This is a genomic window from Streptomyces cyslabdanicus (assembly GCF_052663305.1).
In genome coordinates, this window is record NZ_JBQRUW010000091.1 from 1 (window position 1) to 251 (window position 251).

Below are 251 nucleotides of genomic sequence, written 5' to 3' on the forward strand. Positions count from 1 at the left end.
AAGGAAGCGTCCGTTCCTTGAGAACTCAACAGCGTGCCAAAAATCAACGCCAGATTAGTTGATACCCCGTCTCCAGCATCTGCTGGGACGAGGTTCCTTTGAAAAACACAGCGAGGACGCTGTGAACCGAGAGGACTATTCCTCCTCCCGGTTCCGCTCTCGTGGTGTTCATCCCGATCACGGGAAAACATTCACGGAGAGTTTGATCCTGGCTCAGGACGAACGCTGGCGGCGTGCTTAACACATGCAAG

Annotated in this window: 1 rRNA gene; it reads left to right on the forward strand. The window is 53.8% G+C overall.

The annotated features are described in order from the left end of the window. Window positions 1–190 precede the first annotated feature (190 nt). Window positions 191–251: ribosomal RNA gene (locus ACTYVM_RS36995) — 16S ribosomal RNA — on the forward strand; the annotation flags it as partial.